A 21,421-nucleotide genomic window follows, 5' to 3' on the forward strand; every position below is an offset into this window, starting at 1 on the left:
TGATCCGGCTCATGCGCGTCAGCGCTCACAGGAACTCCGGTGAAAAAAATCGCAGTGTTCGCCGATGTGCAGAACCTCTACTACACCGTCCGCCAGGCCTATGGTTGCCACTTCAACTACGCGGCGCTGTGGGCGGATGTCAGCCAGCACGGGCAGATCGTCGAGGCTTATGCCTATGCGATCGACCGGGGCGACAGCAAACAGCAGCAATTCCAGCAGATCCTGCGCAACCTCGGTTTCACCGTGAAACTCAAACCCTACATCCAGCGCAGCGACGGCTCGGCCAAGGGCGACTGGGACGTGGGCATCACCCTCGACATCATGGACGCCGCCGACCACGTCGACGAAATCGTCCTGGCCTCCGGTGATGGCGACTTCGACATGCTGCTCGAACGCATCATCAACAAACACGGCGTGCAAGCGGTGGCCTATGGCGTTCCCGGCTTGACCGCCAACTCGCTGATCCGCGCCGCCAGCCGTTATGTGCCGATTGAAGGCACGCTGTTGCTCAAGAATTGAACGGAGTTGAACCCGGTTTGGAACGCATTGCAGTCATCGACTTTGAAACCACCGGCATCTCGCCGAGCAGCAGCTGCCGGGCCACGGAAATCGCCGTGGTCATGCTGGAAAACGGCCGCATCGTCGAGCGTTACCAGAGCCTGATGAACGCCGGCGTACGCGTCCCGGCCTTCATCGAACAACTCACCGGCATCAGCAACGCCATGCTGCGCACCGCGCCCTCGGCCGAGCAAGTGATGAACGAAGTCAACGAATTCGTCGGCTGCACGCCCCTGCTGGCGCACAACGCCGCGTTCGACCAGAAGTTCTGGGACTTTGAACTGGGCCGGATCAAACGCACCCGCCTGCAGAACTTCGCTTGCTCGCTGCTGCTGGCCCGCCGCCTGATGCCAGCGGCGCCGAACCACAAGCTCGGCACGCTCACGACCTTCGCCCAACTGCCGCATACCGGCCAGGCCCACCGGGCGATGGCGGATGCGGAGATGGCGGCGAATTTGCTGGCGCATCTGGCGGATGAATTGCGGCGCAAGCACGGTGTGCGCGAGCTATCGCACGACCTGCTGTGCAAATTGCAGAAAGTCCCGGCTGCCAAGGTCGGCGAGCACCTGCAACGCTATCGCTGAATAAGCGTGGGAACGATCGGCGGTAGGTGTTAATGCTTCAGGGTTTTCCGTTGCCTTCGATATGCCCCAACGGCACCCGCTTCTCTATCGCACTCGACAACACGATCGACGTCTTGCTGAACCCGAATTTCGCCACCCGGTTGATCAGCTCTTCCAGCTCGGTCATCGAGCCCACGGCGGCCTGCATGATCACGCACGGGTCGCCGGTGACGCGGTGGCATTCGGTGAGTTGCGGAATTCTGATCAGTTCGTCGTACACCTTCGGGTTGCCGTGCTGGTTCAGGCGCAGTTCGATGACGCACTGGATCGGCAGGCCGAGCTTGGCCATGTCGACCTTGGCCGAGTAGCCGGTGATGACGCCGCTGGCCTCCAGTTTGGCCACGCGCTCGGCGACGGCGGGGGCGGAGAGGTTCACTTTGCGGGCGAGATCGGCGTAGGACGCGCGACCGTTTTCGAGCAGGGCGCTGAGCAGCATGCGGTCATATTTGTCCAAGGTCGGACTCCTGAAATTGCCAGACTTTCGAAATCGCGGTTTTGGCCGTCGATCTCCGTGTTTTCAAAAGTGTACCGGCGCTATAAACAGGTTTTGTAACTTATTTTTAGCGGTTGGCCTTTCTAGAATAACCAGTCTCCCTGCCTTGATGTCGAGTCGTCTCATGTCTGCCGTGCGCCGTTTTTCCTTGCCGCTGATCGCCGCGTTTTTTGCGTTGTACGTGATTTGGGGATCGACCTATCTGGTGATCCGCATCGGCGTCGAATACTGGCCGCCGCTGATGCTCGGCGGCGTGCGCTTCGTGATCGCCGGCAGCCTGATGTACGCGTTCCTGCGCTGGCGCGGGGCACCGGCGCCGACCTGGGCGCAGTGGAAAGCGGCGGGGATCATCGGGATTCTGTTGCTCAGTTTCGGCAATGGTGCGGTGACCCTGGCCGAACACAGCGGTGTGGCGTCGGGTGTTGCCGCACTGGCAGTGGCGACGGTGCCGCTGTTTACCTTGCTCTGCGGTTATTTCTGGGGCGCTCGCAACACGCGTCTGGAATGGGCCGGGGTGGCGATGGGGATTATCGGCATCGCGATGCTCAACATGGGTTCCAACCTGCAATCGAGCCCGCTGGGCGCGGCGTTGCTGATTTTCGCGGCGGCGAGCTGGGCGTTTGGTTCGGTGTGGAGCAAGCACCTGCCGTTGCCCCAGGGCGCAATGGCCAGTGCCGTGGAAATGCTGGTGGGCGGCGTGGTGCTGTTGATCGGCAGCGCGGCGAGCGGTGAACACCTGCAGGCCATGCCGCCACTGGAAGGCTGGCTGGCGCTGGCGTACCTGATCTTCTTCGGCTCGATCATCGCTTTCAACGCCTACATGTATCTGTTGAAAAACGTTCGCCCGGCGGCGGCCACCAGTTATGCCTATGTGAACCCGGCGGTGGCGGTGTTGCTGGGGATCGTGTTTGTCGGCGAGACCATCGGGATCGAAGAGGCGTTGGCGATGCTGGTGATCATCGGCGCGGTGGTGCTGATCGGTCTGCCGCAGTGGCGCCGCCCACGGCAGCTGCCGGTGGTCACCGAGCCGGCTGCCGCAACGAAGGCCATAGCGACGGAGCAGCGTGCGAATTAGGGTAAACTGCGCGCCATCGCACACTTTGCTCTGATTTTTCCTACGGTACTCCCATGACTTTCGCCACCCTTGGCCTGATCGAACCCTTGCTGCGCTCCCTCGAGAAGCTCGGCTACCAGACCCCGACGCCGGTGCAGGCGCAAGCCATTCCGGCCGTGCTGGCCGGTCGCGACCTGATGGCCGCAGCCCAGACCGGCACCGGCAAGACCGCCGGTTTCGCCTTGCCGCTGTTGCAGCTGCTGAGCATGGAAGGGCCGAAAGTCGCTGCCAACTCGGTCCGTGCATTGATCCTGGTACCGACCCGCGAGCTGGCCGAGCAAGTCCACGAAGCCGTGCGCCAGTACGCCGAAAACCTGCCGTTGCGCACTTACGCGGTGTACGGCGGCGTCAGCATCAACCCGCAGATGATGAAGCTGCGCGGCGGCGTCGATCTGCTGGTGGCAACCCCGGGCCGTTTGCTCGACCTGTTCCGCCAGAAGGCGCTGAAATTCAATCAGCTGCAAACCCTGGTGCTGGACGAAGCCGACCGCATGCTCGACCTGGGCTTTTCCGAGGAGCTGGCGAACATTTACCGCGCGCTGCCGAAGAAACGTCAGACGCTGCTGTTCTCCGCGACCTTCTCCGATGACATCCGCCTGCTGGCCGGGCAGATGCTCAACGATCCGCTGAGCATCGAAGTCAGCCCGCGCAACGTCGCCGCCAACACCGTCAAGCAATGGGTGGTGACGGTGGACAAGAAGCGCAAGCCGGAACTGTTCGTGCACCTGATGCGCAAGAACAAGTGGAAGCAGGTGCTGGTGTTCGCCAAGACCCGTAATGGTGTGGACGCGCTGGTCGAGAAGCTCCAGGGCCTGGGCGTGAATGCCGACGGCATCCACGGCGACAAGCCGCAAGCGACTCGGCAGCGGGCGCTGGACCGTTTCAAAATGAGCGAAGTGCAGATTCTGGTGGCCACCGACGTCGCCGCCCGTGGTCTGGATATCGAAGACCTGCCGTTGGTGGTCAACTTTGATCTGCCGATCGTTGCCGAGGATTACATCCACCGTATCGGCCGGACTGGCCGCGCAGGTGCGACCGGTGAGGCGATTTCGTTGGTGTGTGCCGATGAAGTGAACATGTTGTCGGCGATTGAAATGCTGACCCGCAGCACGTTGAAGCGCGAGATTGAGCCGGACTTCGTGCCGGAGCACCGTGTGCCAGACACCGATGCCAGTGGCCAGGTGATCAAGAAGCCGAAGAAACCGAAAAAGCCCAAGGCTTCCGGTGGCGGTGGCAAGCGCAATCTGGGCAAGTGGGTGGACAGCGGGGATACCCCGGCGCCGGAGGTGGCGATCAAGCCTGTGCGCAAGGTGCCGGTATTCAATACCGGGCCGCGCAAGCGTAAGCCTTAAGCGTCAGACAGGGTCGTTCCCGCGCAATGCGGGAACGATCAGTTACGCTGTTTCAACCAGTCCAGCATTCCAGCTCCGGCCGCCCGGCCACTGGCAAAACACGCCGTCAGCAAATACCCGCCAGTCGGCGCTTCCCAATCCAGCATCTCACCGGCACAGAACACCCCCGGCAACGCCTTGAGCATCAGCCGCTCATCCATCGCCTCGAACGTCACGCCACCGGCACTGCTGATCGCTTCGTCCAGCGGACGGGTTTTCACCAGCGTCAGCGGCAAGGCCTTGATCGCCCGGGCCAACAGCGCCGGATCGGCAAACGTCGCAGCATCAGTGAGTTCCCGCAACAGCGCCGCTTTCACCCCATCAATCCCGACCTGACTGTGCAGATGCTTGGCCATCGAGCGCGAACCCCGTGTTTTGCTCAATGCCGCCTGCAATTTATCCACAGGCCGGCCGGGCAGCAGGTCGATGTGAATTGTCGCTGCACCGTGCACATTGATCGCCTCACGAATCGGCGCCGACAGCGCATAGATCAGGCTGCCCTCGATCCCGGTCGCGGTGATCACGCATTCACCCAGACGCGGAACATCGTCGTTCAAACCGATGGAGATATTTTTCAGCGGCGCGCCGGCGAATTTGCTGACCAGCACTTCGCTCCAGGCCTGCACCTCGAAGCCGCAATTGCTCGGCTGCAACGGCGCCAGTCCTACACCGCGTTGCTCCAGCGGCAGCATCCACGCACCGTCGGAGCCCAGCCGCGACCAACTGCCACCGCCGAGGGCGAGCAGGGTGGCGTCGGGGTTGAGGGTTTTCTCGCCCTCCGGGCTGTCGATGCGCAACGCACCCTTTTCATCCCAGCCGAGCCAGCGGTGGCGGGTGTGGATAACCACGCCGCTGTCGCGCAGGCGCTTGAGCCAGGCACGGAGCAACGGCGCGGCTTTCATGTCGGTGGGGAATACCCGGCCGGAGCTGCCGATGAAGGTTTCAATGCCCAGTTCGTGAATCCAGCGGCACAGTGCATCGGCGTCGAACGCGCGCAGCAACGGGGCGATGTTCGGGGCGCGTTCGGCGTAGCGCGAGAGGAACGCCGGGTAGGCTTCGGAGTGAGTGATGTTCATGCCGCCGACCCCGGCCAGCAGGAACTTGCGGCCCACCGAGGGCATGCCGTCGTACAAATCGACGCGGACTCCGGCCTGGCTCAGCACTTCGGCGGCCATCAGGCCGGCGGGGCCACCGCCGATGATGGCGACGTGAGCGGAAGGGGCGGCGGAAGTCTGAGTCATGGCAGCGGCAATAGCGTGGCGGAATAAGCCGCGCATTCTAGCAGCAGCGGCCATCGTCAGGCCTGATCAAAAAACAACCAGCTTGCTGCAGGCCATGTTCAGCGTGGGCTGTAGTCCGTTTCGCTCAGGTTATCCACAGGCCGTTCCACAGCCATTGTGGGTAACGCAGCACAACTCAATGACAACCCGATGACTGCCAGACGCGCTGCGCACTGTGATGAAGGATGCCGTGACGGCGGGCCAAGGCCTGGCGATCCTTGCTGTAACCGCCGCCGATCACCCCGACCACCGGGATGTCGCGGCCCAGACAGTGGCGCATCACGCTTTCGTCGCGGGCGGCGACACCTTCGTCAGTCAGTTGCAGATAACCGAGGGCGTCGTCCTTGTGTACGTCGACACCGGCGTCGTACAGCACCAGATCCGGTTGATACAGCGGCAGCAGGTAGTTGAGCGCATCGTCGACCACTTTCAGGTAATCGGTATCGCCCATGCCGTTGGGCAGCGGAATGTCCCAGTCGCTTTCGGCTTTGCGTGCGGGAAAGTTCTTTTCGCAGTGCAGGGAAACGGTGATCGCTTCCGGGGTGTTGTGCAGAATCCGTGCAGTTCCGTCGCCCTGATGCACGTCGCAATCGAAGATCAGCACCCGGTTCACCCGGCCGCTTTGCAGCAGATAGTGGCTGATGATCGCCAGGTCATTGAAGATGCAGAACCCGGCGGGGTAGTCGTAGTGGGCGTGATGGGTGCCGCCGGCGAGGTGACAGGCCAGGCCATGCTCCAGCGCTTTCTCTGCCGCCAGAATCGAACCGCCGACGGCCCGCACCGTGCGCCGGGCCAGTGCTTCGTTCCATGGCAGGCCGAGACGCCGCTGGTCTTCACGGGACAACTCGCCACTCATGTAGCGTTCGATATAACCGCGGTCATGGGCCAGGGCGAGGATGTCGGCAGGGCACAGTTCAGGGCGCAGCAGGTCTTCGTCGCGGGTCAGACCGCTGTCCACCAGGTGATCGCGCAGCAGGCGGAACTTGTCCATGGGAAAGCGGTGATCCGCCGGAAACTCGGGGCTGTAGTCTTCGTGGTAGATCAACGGCAATGGCATGGCGGACTATTCATAAAGGCTGTAGGAAAGAGTGCAAAGCCTACCAGCGATGTAGACTTGCGGCATGGAAACGGAGGGGCACGATGGAGCCGATACTTGAGCTGGAAAGCGCGCGACTGCTGATGCGTCAGTGGCAGGACGCGGATTTGCCGGCATTTGCGGCGATGTGCGCCGATCCGCAGGTGATGCGCTACTTTCCCGCCCCCTTGAGTCGGCTGGAAAGCGCCGCGCTGATCGGCCGTGTACGCGGTCATTTCGCCGAACACGGCTTTGGCTTGTGGGCGCTGGAACGCAAGGACACCGGCGAATTCATCGGTTTTACCGGGCTCGGCGTGGTCGGTTTCGACGCGCCGTTCACCCCGGCGGTGGAAATCGGCTGGCGCCTGGCGAAAGAACACTGGGGCCTGGGATATGCCAGCGAGGCGGCGTGGACTGCGCTGCGTTGCGGCTTTGACCGGTTGGCCCTGAAGGAAATTGTGGCGTTCACTGCGCAGAGCAATCTGCCGTCGGAAAAGGTCATGCAGGCCATCGGCATGCATCACGACCCGGCCCATGATTTCGATCACCCGAAAGTGGCTGTCGATCACCCGTTGCGTCGACATCTGTTGTACCGCATCACCAGGGAGCAATGGCTGCAGACCCTGCATGGCTAAGCCGACACGGACGTTTACAATGGCGCGATCATGGCTCGCGCCAGAACCTGAATTGGCCGCCGCAGCCAAGACTGCGCGGCATAGCGTTGTGTGAGGAGAGTCTGAATGAGCCAAGTGTTGGAAGATCTGGTGGATCTGCTGACCCTCGAACCGATCGAGGAAAACCTGTTCCGTGGTCGCAGTCAGGATCTGGGCTTTCGCCAGTTGTTCGGCGGCCAGGTGCTCGGCCAGTCGCTGTCGGCGGCCAGTCAGACCGTTGAAGAAACGCGTCATGTACATTCGATGCACGGTTATTTCCTGCGCCCGGGCGATGCCAAGTTGCCGGTGGTCTACTCGGTTGATCGCGTACGCGACGGCGGCAGCTTCAGCACCCGTCGCGTGACCGCGATCCAGAAGGGCCACCCGATTTTCACTTGCAGCGCTTCGTTCCAGTACGACGAAGAAGGCTTCGAACACCAGAGTCAGATGCCGCAAGTGGTCGGCCCGGAAAACCTGCCGTCGGAGCTGGAACTGACCCAGCAACGCGCGCACCTGATCCCGGAACACATGCGTGAAAAGCTGTTGTGCCCGAAACCGATCGAAGTGCGCCCGGTCACTGAAAAAGACCCGTACAACCCGCAACCGGCGGACCCGATCAAGTACGTGTGGTTCCGTGCCGACGGTGCATTGGCCGACATCCCGGCGCTGCACAAATACCTGCTGGCCTACGCCTCGGACTTCGGTCTGCTGACCACGTCGATGCTGCCGCACGGCAAATCGGTCTGGCAGAAAGACATGCAGGTCGCCAGCCTCGACCACGCGCTGTGGTTCCACAACGACCTGCGCGCCGATGACTGGTTGCTCTACGCCATGGACAGCCCTTGGGCCGGCAACTCTCGCGGGTTCTCCCGTGGCAGCGTGTTCAACCGCGCCGGACAACTGGTGGCGTCGGTGACTCAGGAAGGCCTGATCCGTCATCGCAAGGATTGGGCATGAGTCTGGCGGATGTGCGGCACTGGGTGTTCGACATGGACGGCACCCTGACCGTCGCCGTGCATGATTTCGCGGCGATCCGCGTGGCACTGGCGATCCCGCCGGAGGACGACATCCTTACCCACCTCGCGGCGTTACCCGCCGAAGAAGCAGCGGCGAAGCATGCGTGGCTGCTGGAGCATGAGCGGGATCTGGCGCTTGGCTCGACCCCGGCAGTCGGCGCGGTGGAGCTGGTGCGTGATCTGCACGCGCGGGGCTATCGCCTCGGCATCCTGACCCGCAATGCGCGGGAGCTGGCCCATGTGACGCTGGAGGCCATCGGCCTTGCGGACTGCTTCGCGGTAGACGATGTACTGGGCCGCGATGAGGCGCCGCCGAAACCGCACCCGGGCGGTTTGCTGAAACTGGCCAAGGCCTGGCAAGTGCCGGCGAGCGAGATGGTGATGGTCGGTGATTACCGCTTCGACCTCGACTGCGGTCGGGCAGCGGGCACCCACACGGTGCTGGTGAACCTGCCGGATAATCCTTGGCCGGAGCTGACCGACTGGCATGCGAAGGATTGTGTGGAATTGCGGCGGATGTTGTTCGCTTGAAAAAAAAACGGGGGCTTCGGCCCCCGTTTTTTATTGGTCGAATATCGCTTTCTGGCCTTCCGGCGAGGTCAGCATGCCGTCGCCGTTGTGCCCGACGCCGGGCACTTCCACCAGCCGCTGATTCACCCCTTCCGGATGCCGACGCAGCAGATAGCTGAAGAACATTTTTCCGCGCACCAGGCGATAGGCGCCTTGCGCTTCGGCGGCGCAGCTCTTGTCCAGCGCCGGGTGTTGCGGGTCGGTGTCCTGCTGGCCGAGCAGATAAATCACCTCGCGTTTGACGTAACTGCCTTCAAGCTGCGCAGGCGTTTGCCCACCGGAGTAGATCGGCGGATCCACCAGACCGTACTTCCAGCGGTTGAAACCCGGGCACTGCGCGTGATCGAACGCCACCGGCCGTTGTTCATTGAAGTAGGCGTACGAGGACGGGTTAGCCACCACATAACGCAAGCGAATGCCTTCGGCCTTGAGCGCCGGTTGTTCGCGGGCGAGCAAGGCATAGCGCTGCACGACTTGGCCACCGCCGGAGTGGCCGAAGATCACGATCTGCTTCACGTCCGGAAACTGCTTGCGATCACTCAGCCGACCAATGATCTCGTCGAGAGCGGCATAGGAGCTGAGCGGGTTCGGCCCTGTGGATAAACCGCCGCCCATCCACTCATTGCCTTTCCAGCGCAGGACGCTGGCGGGCAACGAGTAGAGAGCGACATCGCTTTCGTTGAGAAACTGCGGGGCGATCACCAGGGTGTTGGCGGTTTGCCCGGCCAGTTCGGCGGCGCTCTCGCCACTCTTGCGATAGGTCTCGGCGTTGCGCAGCTTGCCATGAATGACGATCAGCACCCGCTCGATTTTCGCGGGTGCCGGGCCGATGCCCACCGCCATTTCGCCGGCCTGCAATTGCAGGCGTCCGGGGCTGATCGCGTCGACGCCGGCCGCTTGTGCGGTGCCGCCGATGAACAGTAAAGCCAACAGCCATTTATGCATTTACAGGTTTTTCGCCGCAAAGGTATCGCACTGGCCGACCTGGCCCTGGGCGAATCCGGTTTTGAACCAGCGCACCCTTTGCGCCGACGTACCGTGAGTGAACGAGTCCGGCACTACACGGCCCTGACCCTGTTGTTGCAAGCGATCATCACCGATGGCGTTCGCCGCGTTCAAGGCCTCTTCGATATCGCCCGGCTCCAGCCAGTTCAGACGTTTCTGGGCGTTGTAGGCCCAGACACCGGCCAGGCAATCCGCTTGCAGTTCCTGGCGCACCAGCAGACCGCCGTCGCCTTGCATCTGCCGACCTTGCTGGCGGGCGGCCTGGATTTTCGCCGAGACGCCCAGCAGCGTCTGCACATGGTGTCCGACTTCGTGAGCGATCACGTAGGCCTGGGCAAAGTCGCCAGCGGCTTTGAAGCGTTGCGACATTTCCTGGAAGAACGCCATGTCCAGATAGACCTTCTGGTCTGCCGGGCAATAGAACGGGCCGGTGGCCGAGGTGGCCATGCCGCAGGCCGAATTGACCCGGTTGCTGAACAGCACCAGGGTGGGGTCCTTATATTGGCGACCGGCCTGCTGGAAAATCGCGCCCCAAGTGTCTTCGGTGTCGCCGAGAATCGAGCGCACGAATTCAGCCTGTTCATCGTTGGCCGGTGGTGCCTGACGGGTTTGCGAAGTCGGTGCGGCTTGCTGGGTGCCTTGGCCGGTGAGCTGGCCGAGAATCTGTAGCGGGTCTTGCCCGGTGATCCAGCCGATACCGACTATCAACAGGATCGCCCCGAGGCTCAGGCCTTTGCCGCCACCGAAGCGCATGCCTCCACCGCCACCGCCCATGTCATCGCCACGGGCATCGACGACGTTGTCACTGCGTCGACCTTTTCTCCATAGCATGTGGGATTCCTCGTCTGTTCAGGTGGAAAGTGTGTGGTGATGAGTGTTGCTGGTGTGTGAGTGTGGCGCCAGTCCGGTCGTCCGTCCATTCGCACACAGACAAACAGGCCCGACCTCGCGTGATGAGGTCGGGCCTGTTATTGACGAGCGCGGGCGCCGGGAATTCAATCTGCTGGCGGATTTCTTTCGCCGGGTCAGGTATCAGCGGTCAAAGGCGTCCCACACCGGCGCGAAATCCGGGCTGACCTGACGTTCGCGCTTGGACAATGCGGCAATCAGTGCGCGGTCGTAATCGTCCAGTTCCACATTCAGTGAGGCCAGGTTGGCCAGTTGATTGGTCTTGCTGCTGGCCTTGGGAATCGCTGCGACATTGTCCTGATCCAGCAACCACTTCAGTGCGACCTGAGTCGGCAGCACGCCGTGTTTCTCGGCGATCTGTTGAATCTGCGCAATCTCAGAGACCTTGTTACGCGCCAATGGCGTGTAGGCCGTCAGCGCCAGATCGTGTTGACGGGCGTAGTCGAGCAAAGCGTTTTGTCCGAGCAGGACGTGGTACTCGACCTGAATGGCTGACAGAGGAATGCCATAGTCCTCGACGACTTTGCGCAGCAACGGCAGCGGAAAATTCGCCACACCGATGTTGCGAGCCAGACCTTGCTCCTTGAACGATGCGAGGGTTTCAAGAGTGCGCGGCAAGTCCCAGTCAGTAGTCGGCCAATGGATCATGAACAGGTCGACGTACTCACTGCGCAACGCCTTGAGGCTGCGATCCAGCGAGTGACGCATGGCATCCGGTTGCAACTGGTCCCACCAGACCTTGGTGGTGACGTGGATCTGCTCGCGGGGTGTCGGCGTATTCGCCAGTGCCTGTCCGACCGCGTCTTCATTGTTGTAGGCCGCCGCCGTGTCGATATGTCGGTAACCGAGTTCCAGCGCTTGCTCCACGGCGCGGGTGCATTCGTCGCCGAGCATCGGCCAGGTGCCGAGGCCGAGTTTGGGCAGGTTCAGTCCTTGTCTGTTGACGATGTGCTGCATGGTCGGCGCTTCCTGCATTGATGTAGTTTCGGAATTAGATTCCGAAAACTAAACAACGTCGGCCTGCATCAGCAACTCGTCAGCCGAGAAAGAGGGCGATTATCGAGCGGTCGGTTCCAGATTTCGCAATCGCTGATATGTATTTTAGAATCGGCAAAATTTCACTGGGATCGCACCATGGCCGGCAGTCAGATCGAACGGGTTTTCAGCGTACTGGAGAGCCTCACCCACGAGCCGCGCGGACTGCCGCTGCAAACCCTCGCCGAACAAATCGACATTCCGAAAAGTGCGACACATCGCTTGCTCGCCGAATTGTCCCGGCTGGGCTATGTCCGGCAGAACCCGGAAACCCTGCGTTATCACTTGTCGACCAAATTGGTGGCGATGGGTTTTCGTTACCTGTCGAGCAGCGGCGCCGACATCGTGCAGCCGGTGCTTGATCGACTGGCGCAGGAAACCGGCGAGCTGGTACGACTGGGCGTCACCGACGGCGAGCGCCAGACCTGGATCGCCAAGTCACAGGGCGCGCGCAGCGGATTGCGCTACGACCCGGACATGGGCCGCGATGCGCCGCTGTTCTACACCGCGTCCGGCCATGCGTGGCTGGCGAGCATGAGTGATGCCGAGGCCTTGTCGCGGGTTGAACGTCAGGCCGCCGAAATGCCGGCGGATATCGGGCCGAATGCACCGCGAACCAACATTGAATTGCTCGAGCATCTGCGCGTGGCGCGGGAGCAGGGTTACGCCTGTGTCGAAGAGAGTTCGGCGGTAGGCACATCGGCCATTGCCGCCGTGGTGCGGCATCCGGCAGATGGTCGAGTGATCGGGGTATTGAGCATTGCCGGACCGAGTGCGCGGATGCCGGGGGCGAGGTTGCATGAACTGGCGCCGCTGTTGTTGAGGTTTACCGAGGAGTTGTCGGCGGCGAGCCTGGCTTCGGAGCTGTTCGTCTAGCCGCGCAACGGAAGACGGGATCGGGTTGTCTGTAAAACTGTGCGTTGATCGCACAGAATTTGGCTTGAAGGGTGTGAGAATTTGGAACCTGGTTCTAAATTATCGCTGGAGGCTTTTTCCTCATTTTGATTTCCAGAGATCACCAATGACTGTCAGCACCCCGCTTTCCGGCATCAACCAACCCTTCAAGGGGATCTTGCTGATTGTCGTGGCGACGTTCCTGTTCTCCAGCCACGATGCGCTGTCGAAATACCTCTCGGGTTTTTATCCGATCATCATGGTGGTGTGGGCGCGATATCTGGTGCACACGCTGCTGATGGCGGGGATTTTTCTGCCGCAGTCCGGGTTGCGTGTTTTGCGCACCAAACGCCCGTTGTGGCAGTTGGCGCGGGCGTTGTGCCTGCTGGGCACCAGCCTGTTTTTCACTACGGCGCTGCTGTACATCCCGCTGGCCGAGGCCACAGCGGTCAACTTTCTCGCGCCGGTGCTGGTGACGGCGCTGTCGGTGCCGTTGCTCAAGGAGCGGGTGACCCGGGGCCAGTGGATCGCGGTGATCTGCGGGTTTATCGGCGTGCTGATCATCGTCCACCCCGGTGGTGAATTGTTCACCCCGGCGATTCTGTTGCCGTTCTGCTCGGCGCTGTTTTTCTGCTTCTATCAACTGCTCACCCGCAAGCTCAGCGAGATCGACAGCCCGACCACCAGCAACTTTTTCGCCGGGTTGTGCAACACGCTGGTGATGAGTGCGCTGGTGCCGTTCTTCTGGCAGGTGCCGAGCCTTGGGCACGCTTTCTTGATGCTGGCGCTGGGCACGTGCGGGATGACGGCGCACCTGTTTCTGACCCAGGCGTTTCGCCATGCCGCGCCAGCGTTGCTGGCGCCTTTCGGCTATTGCCAGATCGTGTTTGCGGGGTTGCTGGGCTGGCTGCTGTTTGCCCACACGCCGACCCTGATGACGGTGATCGGGATCGCGGTGATCTGTTGCAGCGGACTGGCGGCAGCGTGGCAGCAGAGCCGACGCTGAAGTCGTGACCGGCCTGAAATCAGGCCGGTCAGTGCAGGACGGTTATTCGGTGACGGTAGGAATCTTGCGCGGTGCCATGAAGTACATCCAGGTCAGTGCGATGAAGTACATCGCCGGAATCAGGGTGAACAGCACGGTGTAGTTGTTGTTGGTGACGGTGAGGATGTGGCCGACGATCTGGGTCATGAACATCCCGCCGATCGCCGCGCACATGCCGCCGAAACCGAACACCGTGCTCATCATGTGCTTGGGCGTGTAGTCCATCACCAGGCTCCAGATGTTCGCCGTCCAGGCCTGGTGCGCGCCGATGGCCAGGGAGATGGCCGCTACCGCAACCCACAGGTTGGCGGAACCGGCCGCCATGACCACACCGATGATGCAGCAGGCGAACAGGAACATCGACAGCAGCCGTGCCTTGATCGAATTCATGCCGCGACCGATCAGGAACGAAGACAGAATCCCGCCGCCCACGCTGCCGAAGTCGGCGGTGACGTAGATGATGATCAGCGGAATGCCCATCTGGGTGACGTTGATGCCCAGGTTGTATTGCTGATTGAGAAACGGCGGCAGCCAGTACAGGTAGAACCAGAACACCGGCGCAGTCAGCGAGTAGGCGAGGGCGAAGGCCCAGGTGCCGCGCATGCGCAGGATTCGCGAGAACGGTACGCGGGCCTGTTCCGGTTCGACTTCTTTCTGGATGTAGTCCAGCTCCGACTGTTTCACGCTCGGGTGATCTTCCGGGTTGAAATACTTCAGGCCCCAGAACAGCAACCAGATCCCGCCCAGTGCCGACATGCACAGGAACGCGGCCTGCCAGCCCCACACATGAAGAATCAGTGGCAGCAGCATCGGAGTGAACATCGCGCCGACGTTGGTGCCGGCGTTGAAGATGCCAGTGGCGACAGCACGTTCGCCGGCCGGGAACCACAGGCGCGTGGTTTTCACGCAGGCCGGGTAGTTGGCCGCTTCGGTCAGACCGAGGATGAACCGGCAGACCATGAAGCCCACCGCCGAGGTCGCCAGACCGTGGGCGCCGGTGGCCAGGCTCCAGAGCAGCACGGCGCAGAAGAACACCCGTTTTACGCCGACCCGGTCGATCAGTCGTCCTTGCAGCACGAAGCCGATGGCGTAGCCGACCTGAAACCAGAAGTTGATGTTGGCGTAGTCCATCGCCGTCCAGCTCATTTCCTTGGCGAGGATGGGCTGCATGACGCCGAGGGCCGCGCGGTCAATGTAATTGAGGGTGGTGGCGAAAAACACCAGCGCCAGCATGCCCCAACGGGTCTTGCCGACGGCCATGGCGCCGCGGATCTTGTCGCCGATGCCACCCGTGGCAGTGCTCATGGCCGGGGCCATGCGGGAAGTCTGTGAAGGAATCATGTGTTCCACCCGTTTTTGGATTTGTTATTTGGTGTGCTTTTTTTGTGCACGCTGCGACCGGTGGTTCAGATCCGGACTCAAGGTGAAAGGGATGTTGGGCAGTGGGCGAAAAATCGTCAATTCGCCAAACCGGCATTGTGTTCGATAATCGCACGCAAAACTAACCGGGTAGTACAGTTTAAATTGCTCAATGAAAAACCGGGACCAATAATTCGCTCACCTTATAAAAGCGGCGCAATCCTCGTAGCCGAAGTCTCCACCGGGAGTTGAAACATGCAGCGATCCATTGCCACCGTTTCCTTGAGCGGAACCCTGCCGGAAAAACTCGAAGCCATTGCCGCGGCCGGGTTCGACGGGGTGGAGATTTTCGAGAACGACCTTCTGTACTACGACGGCAGTCCCCGGGAAATCCGGCAGATGTGCGCCGACCTCGGGATTGCCATCACCCTGTTCCAGCCGTTTCGCGATTTCGAAGGCTGCCGCCGCGATCGTCTGGAGCGCAATCTGGAGCGGGCCGAACGCAAGTTCGACCTGATGCAGGAACTGGGCACCGACCTGGTGCTGGTGTGCAGCAACGCCTCCCCTGACAGTATCGGCGATCAACAGATCCTCATCGATGACCTGCGCCTGCTGGCCGAACACGCCGGCGCCCGTGGCTTGCGCATCGGTTATGAAGCGCTGGCCTGGGGTCGTCACGTCAATACTTATCAACAGGTCTGGGACATCGTGCGCCAAGCCGATCACCCAAGCCTCGGCGTGTTGCTCGACAGCTTTCACACCTTGTCGCTCAAGGGCGATCCACGGGCGATTGCCGAGATTCCCGGCGACAAGATTTTCTTCGTGCAAATGGCCGACGCGCCGATCCTGGCGATGGATGTGCTGGAGTGGAGCCGGCATTTCCGCTGCTTCCCGGGACAGGGTGAATTCGATCTGCCGGGCTTCCTCGCGCCAATCATCCAGAGCGGCTACACCGGGCCGCTGTCGCTGGAAATCTTCAACGACGGCTTCCGTGCCGCGCCGCCTCGGGCCAATGCGGCTGACGGTCTGCGTTCGCTGCTGTATCTGGAGGAGAAAACCCGCCAGCGTCTGGAGCAGGACATCCGCCCTGTGGATAACCGCGAAATCCTCTTCGAGACGCCGAAGGCCAGCGCCTACAACGGCATCGAGTTTCTTGAGTTTGCCGTCGACGAAGCGCTCGGCGCCAAACTGTCGAACTGGCTTGAGCGACTGGGTTTCGTCAAGGCCGGGCAGCATCGCTCCAAGAGCGTCAGCCTGCTGCGCCAGGGCGATATCAACCTGATCCTCAACTCCGAACCTTACTCGTTCGCCCACAGTTTCTTCGAGTCCCACGGCCCGTCGCTCTGCGCCACCGCCGTGCGGGTCAAGGACAGCGCCAGTGCGCTGGCCCGCGCCGTCGCCTATAAAGGTCAGCCGTATCGCGGACTGGTCGGCCCCAACGAGCTGGAACTGGCAGCGGTGCGTGCGCCGGATGGCAGCCTGATTTATCTGGTGGATGAAGAGGCGGATGTCTACGGCACCGACTTCAATCTGCTGCCGGATGCGGTGGCTCGCGGCGGCCTCAAGCGCATCGATCACATGGCCATGGCGCTGCCGGCAGACAGCCTCGACAGTTGGGTGCTGTTCTACAAAAGCCTGCTGGATTTCGAGGCCGACGACGAAGTGGTGCTGCCGGATCCGTACGGTCTGGTGAAGAGTCGCGCGCTGCGCAGTCGCGACAGTTCGATCCGCTTGCCGCTGAACATTTCCGAGAACCGCAACACCGCGATCTCACACGCGCTGTCGAGTTATCGCGGTTCCGGGGTGCATCACATCGCCTTCGACTGCGACGACATCTTTGATCAGGTCAGCCGTGCCAAAGAGGCGGGCGTACCGCTGCTGGATATCCCGCTCAACTATTACGATGATCTCGCGGCGCGTTTCGATTTCGATGACGAGTTTCTCAGCGAACTGGCGTACTACAACGTGCTCTACGACCGTGATGCCCAGGGCGGCGAGTTGTTCCACGTCTACACCGAGCCGTTCGAAGGGCGCTTCTTCTTCGAGATCATTCAGCGCAAGAACGGTTACGCCGGTTATGGCGCGGCCAACGTCGCGGTGCGACTGGCGGCAATGGCCAAAGCACGCAGTGGCGCTGTTCGCCAGGCGAAGTTGTAGGAAATTCGTAAACGCGGGATTAAACACGGGTCGCGCGGCTTCCTTCGCTGGGGCGCGCGGCCCATAATCGCCAGCCTGTGCAGTGATGGCCGTGAGCCCGCAATGACAATGACTTCAGAACTTTCCGCAGCCCCCGTTTTACCAGCGGTAGAGCCGCGCAAGAGTCGCAAGAACAACCCGGAAAAAACCCGCGAAAACATCCTCCAGGAAGCGATCGTCGAGTTCGTCCAGCAGGGCCTGTCGGGTGCTCGCGTGGACGCGATCGCCGAGCGTATCCACACCTCGAAGCGCATGATCTATTACTACTTCGGCAGCAAGGAGCAGTTGTACGTCGAGGTGCTGGAGAAGCTCTACGGCGATATCCGCAGCACCGAAAGCCGTCTGCACCTGGCCGAGCTGCCGCCGGTGGAAGCGATCCGGCGCCTGGTGGAATTCACCTTCGATCACCACGATCGCAACGTCGATTTCGTGCGCATCGTCTGCATCGAAAACATCCACAACGCTGAATACGTGAAGCGTTCCGATGCGATCAAGGCGATGAACAACACGATCCTCGATTCGCTGGGCGAGATCCTGGCGCGCGGTGCCGCTGAAGGTGTGTTCCGCGCCGGGCTCGACGCGCTGGACGTGCATCTGCTGATCAGTTCGTTCTGCTTCTATCGCGTGTCGAACCGCCACACGTTCGGTGAGATCTTTCAGATCGACCTGCCGGACGAAACCATCAAGCAGCGTCATCGCGAAATGATTTGCGAGTCGGTGCTGCGTTACCTGCAGGCCTGATCGGTATCGAGGGGGCGTCGCCCCCTCACGGTTTTATCCTTTCATGCTTTGAAAATGCGCCAGCATTCGCTGCGCATCCGGCGCTACGCCGCTGAACAGTTCAAACGCCTTCACGGCCTGAAACACCGCCATGTTGCCGCCATCCAGGGTTCGGCACCCCAGGGCGCGGGCATTGCGCAGCAGTTCGGTTTCCAGCGGGAAATACACGATCTCCGCCACCCACAACTCTGGGCGTAGCAATGCTGCCGGCACTGGCATGCCCGGTAGTTTGGCCATGCCCATTGGCGTGGTGTTCACCAGCCCGTCAGCGTGACTCAACGCACTCGGCAGATCATGTCCGGCCACGGCGCGGCCCGCGCCAAAATGCTGATTGAGGTTGTTGGCCAGGCTTTCGGCCCGCTCAATGTCCACATCAAAAATGCTCAGTTTTTGTACGCCTTCGCTCAACAAGGCGTGGGCCACCGCCGCACCGGCGCCACCGGCGCCCATCTGGACGACGTGCTCGCGGGCGACGTCTGGCAGGCCGCGACGAAATCCTTCGGCGAACCCCAGGCAGTCGGTGTTGTGGCCGACGCGTTTGCCGTCCTTCAACACCACGGTGTTGACCGCTCCGATGCCTCGGGCCTCGGGTGACAGTTCATCGAGCAGCGGGATGATTGCCTGCTTGCACGGGAAGGTGATGTTCAGTCCGGTGTAATTCATCCGCTCGGCGGCCAGCAGCAGGTCGGGCAGGGCGTTGCTGTCCAGTTGCAGTTGATCGAGATCGATCAAGCGGTACAGGTAACGCAGGCCCTGTTCGTCGCCTTCGTGTTCATGCAGCGCCGGGGTGCGAGACGCCTGGATGCCGGCGCCGATCAGCCCGGCCAGTATCACGTTGTTGCGGATCATGCGGTTCACCCCTTCAGACGCTGGCTGAAATGTTCCAGGGCCAGGCGATAACCGTGGCTGCCGAAGCCGCACATCACGGCCGTGGCGATGGCCGAGACGAACGAGTGATGACGGAACGGCTCGCGAGCGTGGACGTTGGACAGGTGGACTTCGATCACCGGCAATTCGCTGGCGACCAAGGCATCGCGGATCGCTACCGAAGTGTGGGTCCAGGCGGCCGGGTTGATCACGATGCCGGCGCAGCGCTGGCGGGCGCCGTGAATCCAGTCGAGCAGTTCGCCTTCGTGGTTGGTCTGGCGAAACTCCACGGCCAGGCCGAATTCTTCGGCGGCGCGCCCGCACAGGGCAGAGATGTCGGCCAGGGTTTCGTGACCGTAGGTCGCCGGTTCACGGGTGCCGAGCAGGTTCAGGTTCGGGCCGTTGAGCACCAGAACGATAGGGGGCATGGGGGCAAACTCCACTTATTGTTTTTGGCTTGGGTCGAGGGTTTCGACCTGTGGAGTTAAATTGTACTAGCTGGTTACTTTAATCAATTGCTCTACATCGACAGTCCTGTTTTGTGTGCGGTGATCGCACACTGGCAAGAATCAACGCGGCAATTGCTCCACCAGAAAATCAATGAAAGCCCTGACGCGCAGCGGCATGTGGCGATTCTGCGGGTACAGCAGGGTGAATGGCCGCGAGCGTCCGCTGTAGGGTTTGAGCACTTCCACCAGCGAGCCGTCGGCCAGTTCCTTTTCCACAATGAAGCGATAAGTCTGGAACAACCCGGCGCCATGTCTGGCCAGGGTCACGCCACCGAGTACGTCATCGGAACAGCAGAAATTGCCCTCGGCGAGGATTTCCCGTGGCGCGTCTTCGTCGTAAAACAGCCAGGTGATTCGCCGCCCGCTGCTGGGCAATTCGTACTGGATGCATTCGTGCTGTTCGAGGTCTTCGAGGGTCTGCGGCGTACCGGCGCGTTTCAGGTAATCGGGGCTGGCGACCATCACCAGCGCCGCATCTTCCAGGTGTCGGGCGATCAGGCCTGAGTCGGGAATGGCCCGCACGCGGATCGCCATGTCGTAACCCTCGCCGACGAAGTCGATGTTGCGATTGCTGATGTGCATGTCGACCTTCACCTGAGGAAAGCGCGCGCGAAACGCCGGCAGCAGCGGCAGGATCCGATGATGGGCGTAGGTTGTAGGAATACTGATGCGCAGGGTGCCGGACGGTTCCTGCTGCTGGCCCATGACTTCCCGTTGCGCCTCGACCAGTTGCGCCAGTGCCTGACGGCATTCTTCGTAGTAGCGCCGGCCGCTGTCGGTCAATTTCACACTGCGGGTGGTGCGCGCGAACAGCCGCACGCCCAGGCGTTCCTCCATGCGTGACACCGAGCGGCTCACGGCAGCCGGCGTCACCGAAGCCGCCTGCGCCGCGCCGGTGAAACTGCCGCACTCGGCGGCCAGGCAAAACAACTCGATGCTGCCCAGCTGAAGATCGTCGAAGTGTCGCTGCATGATTGATTACACCGGGGAATGAGTCTTCGTATGTAGCAAATGCGCGGCCGCTGCGAAAGAACTGCTTACCATTTTGCGCGGGGCTTTCCTGAATCCCGCACTAGGCTCGAAAACGTAATGACCATTGAAGGCAACAATGCCGATGGTCGGAATTGTCAGGGAATGGCAGTTTTCGAAACTCTTTAACCTAACGGATGGGTTAGCATGAAAGTGTGCAGTTACAAGGGATTGTCGGTGGTGATCATGCTGCGAGACGAACATTGTCCGCCCCATGCGCACGTAGATTCAGGTGCATGGAGTGCCCGCTTCAAATTCAGCTTCTGGCACAACGGCGTGGAGTTATGGGATGTGCTGCCGCTGTCGCGTCGGCCACCGATTGCAGTGCTTGAGGGGCTGCGCCAATCGCTCCGTGAAACCGTTCATCTGCGGCGGGCTCGCCGAATCTGGTGGACTCGTTTGCAGACGGCGTGTCTCGATAATCAATGGTGGGACGGGGACTCGAACGAAGTGGCCGTCATGCGCGAAGTCACCAATGCAACCTTCAGAATCGGATCGGCGTATTACGAGCCAGAAGAAAACAAAACCTTGCTGGCCCTGGTCGGTGCTCAGGAAGGTGTGGAGATCGAACTATGAAAACAGTAAAGGCCGGTTTGCATGCTGATCGACCGGTAACGGAAAAGCGCCTCGATGAAGCTGTCGATCGTGGGGGGCTGCGCCGACGCAGCAGCCTGCAAGCCGTATCGGTGTCCTTTCAGAAACCGTGCCTGGTCATTCACTTTGAAGACGACAGCGGCGTACTGCTGCCGGTGAATCTCTACCGGGAATTCGATGATTTCGAACCGGAAGACTTCACTGGGTTGAATGTCGGTTTTGCCGGCACTGCCCTTTGCCACGATGGCAAGGACCTGCAGGTTTCCATCGCCGGCATGATCTCGGCCAGTCAGCCATTGATGGCGATGGCGGCTTCAGTGATCGCCTCGCGCAACGGTCGCCAGAGCAGCGCTGCCAAGGCCGAGGCTGCCCGGGCCAACGGCAGGAAGGGCGGGCGCCCGCGCAAGATCGATCCCGTGTCATGAA

23 protein-coding genes are annotated in these 21,421 nt (G+C 61.3%); 13 read left to right on the forward strand and 10 right to left on the reverse strand.

Annotated features, from left to right (window positions below):
* The first annotated feature begins 39 nt into the window (after positions 1–39).
* Together AC3WRD_RS10950 and AC3WRD_RS10955 are read left to right on the forward strand one after the other, a co-directional pair.
* On the forward strand, positions 40–519 hold the full coding sequence (locus AC3WRD_RS10950) for an NYN domain-containing protein (protein ID WP_096820814.1): 480 nt from the start codon (positions 40–42) through the stop codon (positions 517–519).
* Between the two features lie 17 nt (positions 520–536).
* The gene (locus AC3WRD_RS10955; RefSeq protein ID WP_039771802.1) at positions 537–1,142 is read left to right on the forward strand and encodes a 3'-5' exonuclease; all 606 of its coding nucleotides are present in this window, start codon (positions 537–539) and stop codon (positions 1,140–1,142) included.
* Positions 1,143–1,179: 37 nt separating this feature from the next.
* Here the strand turns inward: AC3WRD_RS10955 and AC3WRD_RS10960 are convergent, their stop codons facing one another.
* A complete protein-coding gene (locus AC3WRD_RS10960) occupies positions 1,180–1,635 on the reverse strand; it encodes an Lrp/AsnC family transcriptional regulator (protein WP_102621133.1) in 456 nt (151 codons plus the stop codon).
* Positions 1,636–1,798: 163 nt separating this feature from the next.
* Between AC3WRD_RS10960 and yedA the strand changes: the two genes are divergently transcribed.
* Together yedA and rhlE1 are read left to right on the forward strand one after the other, a co-directional pair.
* Complete coding sequence (gene yedA, locus AC3WRD_RS10965; protein ID WP_096820816.1) at positions 1,799–2,749, forward strand: drug/metabolite exporter YedA; 951 nt, start codon at positions 1,799–1,801, stop codon at positions 2,747–2,749.
* Between the two features lie 53 nt (positions 2,750–2,802).
* Complete coding sequence (gene rhlE1, locus AC3WRD_RS10970) at positions 2,803–4,140, forward strand: RNA helicase RhlE1 (RefSeq protein WP_096820817.1); 1,338 nt, start codon at positions 2,803–2,805, stop codon at positions 4,138–4,140.
* Positions 4,141–4,178: 38 nt separating this feature from the next.
* Here the strand turns inward: rhlE1 and AC3WRD_RS10975 are convergent, their stop codons facing one another.
* Together AC3WRD_RS10975 and AC3WRD_RS10980 are read right to left on the reverse strand one after the other, a co-directional pair.
* Complete coding sequence (locus AC3WRD_RS10975) at positions 4,179–5,420, reverse strand: TIGR03862 family flavoprotein (protein ID WP_102621132.1); 1,242 nt, start codon at positions 5,418–5,420, stop codon at positions 4,179–4,181.
* Between the two features lie 175 nt (positions 5,421–5,595).
* On the reverse strand, positions 5,596–6,516 hold the full coding sequence (locus AC3WRD_RS10980) for a histone deacetylase family protein (protein WP_102621131.1): 921 nt from the start codon (positions 6,514–6,516) through the stop codon (positions 5,596–5,598).
* 83 nt (positions 6,517–6,599) lie between these two features.
* On the opposite strand from AC3WRD_RS10980, the gene AC3WRD_RS10985 reads away from it, so the two are divergent.
* The 3 genes from AC3WRD_RS10985 to AC3WRD_RS10995 all read left to right on the forward strand — a co-directional run bounded on the left by AC3WRD_RS10985 (position 6,600) and on the right by AC3WRD_RS10995 (position 8,734).
* The gene (locus AC3WRD_RS10985) at positions 6,600–7,169 is read left to right on the forward strand and encodes a GNAT family N-acetyltransferase (RefSeq protein WP_102621130.1); all 570 of its coding nucleotides are present in this window, start codon (positions 6,600–6,602) and stop codon (positions 7,167–7,169) included.
* Positions 7,170–7,274: 105 nt separating this feature from the next.
* Complete coding sequence (gene tesB / locus AC3WRD_RS10990) at positions 7,275–8,144, forward strand: acyl-CoA thioesterase II (RefSeq protein WP_085712241.1); 870 nt, start codon at positions 7,275–7,277, stop codon at positions 8,142–8,144.
* A complete protein-coding gene (locus AC3WRD_RS10995; protein ID WP_096820821.1) occupies positions 8,141–8,734 on the forward strand; it encodes an HAD family hydrolase in 594 nt (197 codons plus the stop codon). The genes tesB and AC3WRD_RS10995 overlap by 4 nt, the downstream gene beginning before the upstream one ends.
* Positions 8,735–8,764: 30 nt before the next feature.
* Here AC3WRD_RS10995 and AC3WRD_RS11000 read toward each other — a convergent pair whose 3' ends face one another.
* The 3 genes from AC3WRD_RS11000 to AC3WRD_RS11010 all read right to left on the reverse strand — a co-directional run bounded on the left by AC3WRD_RS11000 (position 8,765) and on the right by AC3WRD_RS11010 (position 11,644).
* Positions 8,765–9,718: a S49 family peptidase domain-containing protein gene (locus AC3WRD_RS11000; protein WP_102621129.1), complete on the reverse strand. Its 954-nt coding sequence runs from the start codon at positions 9,716–9,718 to the stop codon at positions 8,765–8,767.
* Positions 9,719–10,609, reverse strand: a complete 891-nt coding sequence (gene ypfJ, locus AC3WRD_RS11005; RefSeq protein WP_102621128.1) for a KPN_02809 family neutral zinc metallopeptidase — start codon at positions 10,607–10,609, stop codon at positions 9,719–9,721. It lies immediately after the preceding gene.
* 201 nt (positions 10,610–10,810) lie between these two features.
* Positions 10,811–11,644: an aldo/keto reductase gene (locus AC3WRD_RS11010; RefSeq protein WP_102621127.1), complete on the reverse strand. Its 834-nt coding sequence runs from the start codon at positions 11,642–11,644 to the stop codon at positions 10,811–10,813.
* Between the two features lie 177 nt (positions 11,645–11,821).
* Between AC3WRD_RS11010 and AC3WRD_RS11015 the strand changes: the two genes are divergently transcribed.
* Both AC3WRD_RS11015 and AC3WRD_RS11020 read left to right on the forward strand, forming a co-directional pair.
* Positions 11,822–12,598, forward strand: a complete 777-nt coding sequence (locus tag AC3WRD_RS11015; protein ID WP_096820824.1) for an IclR family transcriptional regulator — start codon at positions 11,822–11,824, stop codon at positions 12,596–12,598.
* A gap of 145 nt (positions 12,599–12,743) precedes the next feature.
* Entirely contained in the window at positions 12,744–13,622 is an 879-nt protein-coding gene (locus tag AC3WRD_RS11020; protein ID WP_102621126.1) for a DMT family transporter, read from the forward strand.
* A gap of 42 nt (positions 13,623–13,664) precedes the next feature.
* Here the strand turns inward: AC3WRD_RS11020 and AC3WRD_RS11025 are convergent, their stop codons facing one another.
* Complete coding sequence (locus AC3WRD_RS11025; RefSeq protein WP_096820826.1) at positions 13,665–15,002, reverse strand: MFS transporter; 1,338 nt, start codon at positions 15,000–15,002, stop codon at positions 13,665–13,667.
* Between the two features lie 273 nt (positions 15,003–15,275).
* Between AC3WRD_RS11025 and quiC the strand changes: the two genes are divergently transcribed.
* Both quiC and AC3WRD_RS11035 read left to right on the forward strand, forming a co-directional pair.
* Complete coding sequence (quiC, locus tag AC3WRD_RS11030) at positions 15,276–17,177, forward strand: 3-dehydroshikimate dehydratase QuiC (protein ID WP_102621125.1); 1,902 nt, start codon at positions 15,276–15,278, stop codon at positions 17,175–17,177.
* Between the two features lie 102 nt (positions 17,178–17,279).
* Positions 17,280–17,957, forward strand: coding sequence for a TetR/AcrR family transcriptional regulator (locus AC3WRD_RS11035; protein ID WP_096820828.1), 678 nt, complete (start codon positions 17,280–17,282; stop codon positions 17,955–17,957).
* Positions 17,958–17,990: 33 nt separating this feature from the next.
* Here AC3WRD_RS11035 and AC3WRD_RS11040 read toward each other — a convergent pair whose 3' ends face one another.
* The 3 genes from AC3WRD_RS11040 to AC3WRD_RS11050 form a co-directional block, all read right to left on the reverse strand.
* A complete protein-coding gene (locus AC3WRD_RS11040) occupies positions 17,991–18,845 on the reverse strand; it encodes a shikimate dehydrogenase (RefSeq protein ID WP_102621124.1) in 855 nt (284 codons plus the stop codon).
* A 5-nt stretch (positions 18,846–18,850) separates the two neighbouring features.
* Positions 18,851–19,291: a type II 3-dehydroquinate dehydratase gene (gene aroQ, locus AC3WRD_RS11045; RefSeq protein WP_011336043.1), complete on the reverse strand. Its 441-nt coding sequence runs from the start codon at positions 19,289–19,291 to the stop codon at positions 18,851–18,853.
* Between the two features lie 141 nt (positions 19,292–19,432).
* Positions 19,433–20,344, reverse strand: a complete 912-nt coding sequence (locus AC3WRD_RS11050) for a LysR family transcriptional regulator (RefSeq protein ID WP_102621123.1) — start codon at positions 20,342–20,344, stop codon at positions 19,433–19,435.
* Between the two features lie 204 nt (positions 20,345–20,548).
* On the opposite strand from AC3WRD_RS11050, the gene AC3WRD_RS11055 reads away from it, so the two are divergent.
* On the forward strand, positions 20,549–20,977 hold the full coding sequence (locus AC3WRD_RS11055) for a DUF4160 domain-containing protein (RefSeq protein ID WP_102621122.1): 429 nt from the start codon (positions 20,549–20,551) through the stop codon (positions 20,975–20,977).
* Positions 20,974–21,420, forward strand: a complete 447-nt coding sequence (locus tag AC3WRD_RS11060) for a hypothetical protein (protein ID WP_102621121.1) — start codon at positions 20,974–20,976, stop codon at positions 21,418–21,420. Before AC3WRD_RS11055 ends, AC3WRD_RS11060 begins: the two co-directional genes overlap by 4 nt.
* Position 21,421 lies beyond the last annotated feature (1 nt).

The organism is Pseudomonas sp. FW215-R2, from assembly GCF_058789255.1.